Origin of the sequence: Roseateles sp. (assembly GCF_036486225.1) — a bacterium.
GTDB lineage: Bacteria > Pseudomonadota > Gammaproteobacteria > Burkholderiales > Burkholderiaceae_C > Roseateles.
The window spans coordinates 26,808-34,093 of sequence record NZ_DASVNZ010000290.1 but is presented as its reverse complement, the minus strand read 5'-3'; the positions used below and the strand labels follow the sequence as shown (position 1 = coordinate 34,093).

The window sequence follows — 7,286 nt, the reverse complement described above, 5'->3', positions numbered from 1 at the left end:
CCGGTTCCGGCGCGTTGCCGGCCTGCGCGAGCCGCCACCGCGCGAACTCGTCCGGCGGCATCGCAACGACCTGCAGCACCATCGCAGCGTGCTGGGTGCCGCAGTACTCCGAGCACGGGCCGCGGAACACGCCCGGCTGAGACGCGGTGAAGGTCAACCGGTTCAGCCGCCCGGGCACCAGGTCGACCTTGCCGCCCAGAGCCGGTACCCAGTAGCTGTGGATCACATCCTCCGAGGCGAGCGTCAACGTGACGGGCCGACCCACCGGCACGCGGAGTTCGTTGGCGGTGGCGAAGGCGGGCAAGTCCTGCGCGACGGTCTTGCCCTGGGCATTCCGGGCAGTCGACGACGCCGGCTCGGCCTCGTAGCGCATCGACCACCACCAGAGATGCCCCGTGACGGCCACGCGCAGCGCGCCCGGCGGCGACGGGTCGTCCAGTCCAAGGGCCTGCCGCTCGCCGTGCAGCAGCAGGCCGCCGAAGACCAGCACCGGCAGCACCAGCCCGCCGCCCCAGAGCCAGAGCGCCGTCGGCACGGGCCGGCGGCCGCGCCACCACAGCGCCGCGGCCAGGCAGACCATCGCGAAGACAATGGCGAAGGCGCAGACCACCAGCGTCGTGCTCATGACGCCGGCCAGCGCCTCGGCTTGCGGACCGGCCGGCCGGAGCATGCCGCCCGCGCTCATCGCAGCGACAGCAGGTAGCCGGCGACGTCGCGCGCGTCGCGCTCCGACAGGCCCAGGCGCGGCATGGTGGTGCCGGGCAGCATGCCTTGCGGGTCCAGCAGCCAGCGCTGGAGGACCTCGGGGGAGTTGGGCAACTGGCCGGCAATGTAGGCGCGCCGGCCGAAGCGTTCCAGTGCCGGCGCCCGCTGGCCGCCGCCCGGCACGCCGGGGACGGCGTGGCAGCTGCCGCACTGGAACTGCGTCATCAGCGCCCGACCGCGTGTCAGGTCGGCCGCGTCGACCTGCCAGCGCCGCAGCGGCTCATCCGGCGCGGGGCCGCATCCGGCGAGCAGCAGTCCGGACAGCGCGGCGGTCAGACCCAGGGCCAGGGTCGACCGGGCCACGGCGGATGCGGACGCAGGTGGGGTGGCGGGGCGAAGGGCAGGACGCGTCATGCGCGCTCCCCGGCACACGAAGTGCCCGCCCCGGCATCGCGCTTGCCTCGCTGCGGCCATGACCGAGCCGCCGCGTCGTTTCTCCCCTGTGAAAGCCGTGCTGGCCGCGTCTGCCGCGGCCGGCGTGATCGGGGCGGCCGGCGCCGCCGCCTTCGTCTGGTTCGGGGTCTACGACGTGTCGGCGACCGGGCCGCATCTGCAGCCGGTGCATTCCTTGCTGGAAATCGCGCTGCAGCGCGCGGTGCAACGACGCGCGGATGCCCATCCGCCGCCGCGTGACCTGCTCACCCGCGAGCGCGTGATGCAGGGCGCCGCCTGCTTCCGCGACCGCTGCGTCACCTGCCACGGCGCGCCGGGCGTGGCGCCGGAGGCGTTCGCGCTCGGCATGCAGCCGGTGCCGAGTTCGCTCGTGGAAGGGACCCGCCACTGGCGTCCGCAGGACCTCTACTGGATCACCCGCAACGGCATCAAGATGAGCGGCATGCCGGCCTGGGAGTACCGGTTGGACGAGGGCGAGCTCTGGGCCATCGTCGCCTTCCTCGATGCCTTGCCGCTGATGACGCCGGATCAGTACCGGACATTGACCGCATCGCGGTCGGAGGTCGAAGCCGCGTCGACTTCGCCGGGCCGGTCACCGGGAAAGCCTCCGGTCGTGATCGGGAAAGCGGTGACGCCGAACACGGCGGCGCGATGCGACGGCATCGTCGATGCGCCGGCGCCGCTGGTGCCGCCGCTGGCGACGGTCGAACTCGCGCAGCGCGCCTTCCGCCAGCACGGCTGCACGGCCTGCCACACCATTCCCGGCGTGGTCGGTCCGGACACGTCCAACGGTCCGCGCCTGAGCGGCCTGGCGGGGCGCGACCGCATCGGCGGCAAGGCCTTCCCGACCGAGGACGGCCTGACCGCCTGGATCCGCGATCCGCAGGCGATCGACGCGCACAACGCCATGCCGACGCTCGGCGTCAGCGAGACGCAGGCGCGCCTCATGGCGCGCTATCTGCTCACGCATTGACATCGGCGACCGCGCATGGCGGGTCGCCAATGTCTCATCACGAAGGCCTCATCAGCGGGGCGTCGTCGACCTCATCACTGACGCGGCAGCAGCCGGTCTGCGGGCGCGACCGGGAACGGCGACCCCAGCGAGCGGGCCTGGCCCTTGACCTGGTTCTGCGCCTGGCACTTGTGGGTGCAGATCGTGGCGGGCGGCGCGACCTCGGTCGCGTCCTCGCCGAAGACCATGCCCATGCGGCCGCCGCTGCTGACGTCCCAGCGCGAGGTCAGGCCGCAATGGCTGACCTTGGCGATCGTGCCGTCGCGCTTGACGATCGAGTTCACACAGGCCGCATCGTTGATGCGCGTGGCCACCTGCGGGCTGTCGCGGCCGACGAAACGCGCCGAGTAGTCGTTGCCGAAGTTCACCCGCGGCGTCACGACGACGGTGGTGTCCTTGTAGGGCACGGCGTCGCCCTCCAGGTTGCGGAAGTTGCGGTTGTCGAAGTAGAAGGCGTTCAGGCTCGGATTCGACGGATGCGTGGCCAGCACGTGGGTGAATACCGTCGAGGTGCCGTCCGTGCGCGCGACCTCCATCTGGAAGACGCCGCCGTTGGCGCAGTCCTTGGCCTGGATCTTCATGGCGACCTGCGGGCCTTCGCGCATCAGCACGATGTCGGTGGTGTCGAGTTCCACGTCGACGCCGCCGGTGAGCGCCGCGCCGCGATGGTCGGGCAGCTTGGACGCGAAGACCGGCGTGGGCACGCCGCCGGTCATGTCCAGCGGATTGGCCGCGCCGGTCAGCACGTAGTCGCGGATGCCGAAGCTGGCGGCGTCGACCTCGAACTGCACGTACTTGCCCTGCACCAGGAAGCGCGCCGGCACGCTGCCCGCCGCCACGGTCTGATTGGCCTTGCCGCTCAGCCCGAGGACGCGGAAGCCGCCGCCGTCGCAGCCCTTGGAAGAGGCGGCCATCGCCAGCCCGCTCGCGGCGGTCAGCGCCAGGGCCGTCAGCAGCGCGCGGCCGCGGCGCAGCGAGGAAGAAGATGTCGAGGTCATGGAGAGCTCCCTGAAGGTGGTGCGAAAGGGGTTTGGAGGACAGCGCGATGCTAGGAATCCGCCGCCTCCGCGCCCAGGGCACAAAGGCGGGATCGCGTCGGCACCAAGGTCGCGACCGGTCGGGACCTTGGTCCATGGGCGGGCCGGAAGCACGCTGTTACAGTGCCGCCCGATGAGTTCACCGGACCCGACCCAGACGCCACGGCCCCCGTCGCGATCACGGTCGCGGCTGTTCTCGCTGTCGCTGCCGATATCGCTGCCGTTATCGCTGTCGTTGTCGCTCTCGCAGCAATTCCTGCTGGTCAGCTTCCCCGTGCTGCTCGCGTCCACGCTGGTCATCGGCTGGTGGGTCGGCAAGCAGGTCGAGGAAAGCGTCGTCCACCGCATCGGCGGCGATACCGCGCTGTACGTGGACGGGTTCATCGCGCCGCATCTCGACGGTCTCCATCGCACGGGCCAGATCGGCGACGCGGACCGCCGCGCGCTGGAAGCGCTGGTCGTCGACGCGGACTGGGCCCGGCGCATCGTCTCGCTGCGGATCTGGCGCCCGGACGGCGTCGTGCTGTTCAGCAGCGACGGTGAAGGCGTGGGTCAGAAGCTGGAGATCGACGAAGGGCTGGAGATCGCCGCGGCCGGCAGCGTCTATTCCGAGATCAGCGTGCGACGCGGCCGCCGGCAGACCGATCACGGTCAGCCGCTGGAACGGATGATCGAGACCTACACGCCCATCCATACGGCCGGGCGCGGACACATCGGCGCGATCGCCGAGTTCTACCAGATGCCCGACGAGATCGACCGCGAGGCGGGCAGCGCGCAGCGGCGCGGCTGGCTGATCGTCGCGGGCACGATGCTGGCGACCTACCTGCTGCTGTTCCTGATCGTGCGCCGCGGCAGCCTCACCATCGTCAACCAGCGCAACGAGCTGCGCGAGCGGCTGATGCAGCTGACCGCGATGCATGCGCAGAACGATGCGCTGAACGCCCGCGTGCGGCGCGCGGCCGAGGACGCGATCTCGACCCATGAGGCGCTGCTGCAGCGCGTCTCGGCCGACGTGCACGACGGCCCGAGCCAGGACCTCGGGTTCGCGCTGATGCAGATCAAGAACCTGCGCGACGCGCAGACGGACGCCGCCGTGGACCCCACCGGCGCCGCGCTCCTGCCGGACCTGGACCGCATCAGCGACGCCGTGCAGGCCGCCATGCGCGACCTGCGGGCGATCTCCGCGGACCTCGAGCTGCCGGAGCTGGAGGCGCTCGCGCTCGACGCCGTCGCGGCCCGCGTGGTCCGCGACTTCGAGGCGAAGACGCAGGGCGCCGTGATCGTGACGCTGGAGACGGCGGTCGATCCGGACCAGCCGGCGCCGCTGCGGATCAAGACGACCTTGTACCGCCTGCTGCAGGAGTCGCTGGCGAACGTGTTCCGGCACGCACGCGGCAGTCGCTGCCGCGTCGAGCTGCGCACCGATGCGGGCGGCATCCGGCTCGCCGTCGACGACGACGGTCCGGGCTTCGATCCCGCGCAGGCGCGCGCCCATCGGCGCCTGGGCCTGAGCGGCATGCGCCAGCGCGTGGAGTCGCAGGGCGGAACCTTCGGCGTGACCAGCGCGCCGGGGCAGGGCACGAGGATCCGGGTGGACCTGCCGTCGACGGCACGTCCCGGTGGAGAGGACGGCAGGAACATGACGAGGACGAACGATGAGCGCTGACGCGATCGAGGTGCTGGTGGTCGACGACCACCCGCTGTTCCGCCAGGGCGTGGTGCATTCACTGGCGCTGGATCCGGGGTTCCAGGTGGTCGGGGAGACGGCGTCCGGCGAGGAGGCGCTGGCGCTGGCGCAGGCCCTGCTGCCCGACGCCGTGCTGCTGGACATCAGCATGCCGGGATGGAACGGGATCACGACGGCCGAGCGCATCGCGATGGCCTGTCCCGCGACGGCGATCGTGATGCTGACGATGTCGGAGGACAAGGACAAGCTGCTCGCCGCGCTCAAGGCGGGCGCGCGCGGCTACGTGCTCAAGGGCGTGTCGGGCAAGGAACTGGCCGGCGTGCTGCGCGCGGCCGTCGCCGGCGAGGTGTACGTGTCGCCGACCATCGCCGCGGAGATGCTGGTGTCGCTGACCCAGCGCAAGGCGCCGGATCCGCTGCAGGAGCTGACCGAGCGGGAACGCCGCATCCTGTCGCTGATCGGCGGCGGGAAGACCAACCGCGAGATCGGCGACACGCTGTTCCTGTCGGAGAAGACGATCAAGCACCACGTGACCAACATCCTGCAGAAGCTGCAGGTCCGCAGCCGCGTGGAGGCGGCGCTGCTCGCGAGCCGGCACGCCGACGGCGAGCGCGGCGTTTGAGGAGCGCGCACGCGCCGGAGCGGTCGCGATAGACTGGTTCGAACCGACGCGCCCTTTCCGGGCGCGTCCGCATTCCCATTCTCCTGAAAGGCCCACCCCATGAAATCCCGTGCCGCCGTCGCGTTCGCCGCTGGTCAGCCGCTGCAGATCGTCGAGATCGACGTCGAGCCGCCCCGCAAGGGCGAGGTGCTGGTGAAGATCACCCACACCGGCGTGTGCCACACGGATGCGTTCACGCTCAGCGGCGACGATCCGGAGGGCCTGTTCCCCGCGGTGCTCGGCCATGAGGGCGCGGGCATCGTCGTCGAGGTGGGCGAGGGCGTCACCAGCGTCAAGCCCGGCGACCATGTGATCCCGCTCTACACCGCCGAGTGCGGCGACTGCCTGTTCTGCAAGTCCGGCAAGACCAACCTGTGCGTGGCCGTGCGTGCCACGCAGGGCAAGGGCGTGATGCCCGACGGAACGACGCGCTTCTCCTACGAGGGCAAGCCGGTCTACCACTACATGGGCTGCTCGACCTTCAGCGAGTACACGGTGGTGGCCGAGGTGTCGCTCGCGAAGATCAGTCCGGACGCCAACCCCGAGCAGGTCTGCCTGCTGGGCTGCGGCGTGACCACCGGCCTGGGCGCGGTGAAGAACACCGCCAAGGTGCAGCCGGGCGACTCGGTGGCGGTGTTCGGCCTGGGCGGCATCGGCCTGGCGGTGATCCAGGGCGCGAAGCTGGCGCAGGCCGGCCGCATCATCGCGATCGACACCAATCCGTCGAAGTTCGAGCTGGCCAAGGTCTTCGGCGCCACCGACTTCGTGAACCCGAAGGACTTCGACAAGCCGGTCCAGCAGGTGATCGTCGAGATGACCGGCTGGGGCGTCGACCATTCCTTCGAATGCATCGGCAACGTCAACGTGATGCGCGCGGCGCTCGAGTGCGCGCACCGCGGCTGGGGCCAGTCCATCGTCATCGGCGTGGCGGGCTCGGGTCAGGAGATCTCGACGCGACCGTTCCAGCTGGTGACGGGCCGCACCTGGAAGGGCACGGCCTTCGGCGGCGTCAAGGGCCGCTCGCAGCTGCCCGGCATGGTCGAGGAAGCGATGCGCGGCGACATCCAGCTCGCCCCCTTCGTGACCCACACGATGCCGCTGACCGATATCAACGAGGCCTTCGACCTGATGCATGACGGCAAGTCGATCCGCTCGGTGGTGCACTACTGAGTTGACGGCGACGCCATCCCGCGACAGCGACGTCCGGGCGCGTCGGTCAAGGAGGTGCGTGACGCTCATGTTGATCCCGGCGTCCGCGCGGCCGCCCGGATCAACGGGAGTCGCGACCGCCCAGCATCCGCGCCGGCAGGAACAGGATCGCCTTGAGCAGCGCGAACACCGCTTCGACGCTGAGACCGATCAGGCGGAACGGCAGGGTGAGCAGCCAGACGATCGGCCACATCACCAGCGCCAGCAAGGCCAGCGGCCAGCACAGCACGAACAGGACCAACCAGAACAGCAGGCCGACGAAGCCCATGGCGTACTCCTCGAGGTGGAAGGGGAACGGAAGCTGCGATGACCGCGCGACGCAAGGCCGGGCACAAGGCGGGGTGCAAGGCCGTCTCACGCGCCATGGCAGGAGGCCAGCTTAGCGGGCCGGGCCGACGTCCGCCCTGGTCGCGCGACCAACCGGCGCCTGGTGCTCCCAGACTGCACACCGGGGGGACAAGCGTCCATGGCCGGGGCCGGCGTCGACGCCCGTGCGCGGGTGGGAAGGCGGCGCCTGCTGTG

8 protein-coding genes are annotated in these 7,286 nt (G+C 70.8%); 4 read left to right on the top strand and 4 right to left on the bottom strand.

The features are described from left to right. The coding region (coxB, locus tag VF536_RS19055; RefSeq protein WP_331616441.1) for a cytochrome c oxidase subunit II at window positions 1-685 on the bottom strand (685 nt) is incomplete at its 3' end. Then, window positions 682-1,068, bottom strand: a complete 387-nt coding sequence (locus tag VF536_RS19050) for a cytochrome c (RefSeq protein ID WP_331616440.1) — start codon at window positions 1,066-1,068, stop codon at window positions 682-684. The genes VF536_RS19050 and coxB, both read right to left, overlap by 4 nt. Before the next feature lie 109 nt (window positions 1,069-1,177). Between VF536_RS19050 and VF536_RS19045 the strand changes: the two genes are divergently transcribed. Beyond that, window positions 1,178-2,131: a c-type cytochrome gene (locus VF536_RS19045; RefSeq protein WP_331616439.1), complete on the top strand. Its 954-nt coding sequence runs from the start codon at window positions 1,178-1,180 to the stop codon at window positions 2,129-2,131. Window positions 2,132-2,205: 74 nt separating this feature from the next. Here VF536_RS19045 and VF536_RS19040 read toward each other — a convergent pair whose 3' ends face one another. Next, a complete protein-coding gene (locus VF536_RS19040; RefSeq protein WP_331616438.1) occupies window positions 2,206-3,168 on the bottom strand; it encodes a hypothetical protein in 963 nt (320 codons plus the stop codon). Window positions 3,169-3,340: 172 nt separating this feature from the next. On the opposite strand from VF536_RS19040, the gene VF536_RS19035 reads away from it, so the two are divergent. The 3 genes from VF536_RS19035 to VF536_RS19025 all read left to right on the top strand — a co-directional run bounded on the left by VF536_RS19035 (window position 3,341) and on the right by VF536_RS19025 (window position 6,725). Beyond that, a complete protein-coding gene (locus VF536_RS19035; RefSeq protein WP_331616437.1) occupies window positions 3,341-4,873 on the top strand; it encodes a sensor histidine kinase in 1,533 nt (510 codons plus the stop codon). Further along, window positions 4,863-5,516 carry a response regulator transcription factor gene (locus VF536_RS19030; RefSeq protein WP_331616436.1) on the top strand — a complete coding sequence of 218 codons (654 nt, stop codon included), beginning with the start codon at window positions 4,863-4,865 and terminating at the stop codon, window positions 5,514-5,516. Before VF536_RS19035 ends, VF536_RS19030 begins: the two co-directional genes overlap by 11 nt. Window positions 5,517-5,615: 99 nt before the next feature. After that, complete coding sequence (locus VF536_RS19025) at window positions 5,616-6,725, top strand: S-(hydroxymethyl)glutathione dehydrogenase/class III alcohol dehydrogenase (RefSeq protein WP_331616435.1); 1,110 nt, start codon at window positions 5,616-5,618, stop codon at window positions 6,723-6,725. A 100-nt stretch (window positions 6,726-6,825) separates the two neighbouring features. Here VF536_RS19025 and VF536_RS19020 read toward each other — a convergent pair whose 3' ends face one another. Continuing rightward, window positions 6,826-7,032: a hypothetical protein gene (locus tag VF536_RS19020; RefSeq protein WP_331616434.1), complete on the bottom strand. Its 207-nt coding sequence runs from the start codon at window positions 7,030-7,032 to the stop codon at window positions 6,826-6,828. Window positions 7,033-7,286: the final 254 nt, after the last annotated feature.

Excerpts from the sequence above, each read along its gene's own strand:
- VF536_RS19045 (WP_331616439.1), top strand. The coding sequence starts at position 1,178 with ATGACCGAGCCGCCGCGTCGTTTCTCCCCTGTGAAAGCCGTGCTGGCC.
- VF536_RS19040 (WP_331616438.1), bottom strand. The coding sequence starts at position 3,168 with ATGACCTCGACATCTTCTTCCTCGCTGCGCCGCGGCCGCGCGCTGCTG.
- VF536_RS19035 (WP_331616437.1), top strand. The coding sequence starts at position 3,341 with ATGAGTTCACCGGACCCGACCCAGACGCCACGGCCCCCGTCGCGATCA.
- VF536_RS19030 (WP_331616436.1), top strand. The coding sequence starts at position 4,863 with ATGAGCGCTGACGCGATCGAGGTGCTGGTGGTCGACGACCACCCGCTG.
- VF536_RS19025 (WP_331616435.1), top strand. The coding sequence starts at position 5,616 with ATGAAATCCCGTGCCGCCGTCGCGTTCGCCGCTGGTCAGCCGCTGCAG.
- VF536_RS19020 (WP_331616434.1), bottom strand. The coding sequence starts at position 7,032 with ATGGGCTTCGTCGGCCTGCTGTTCTGGTTGGTCCTGTTCGTGCTGTGC.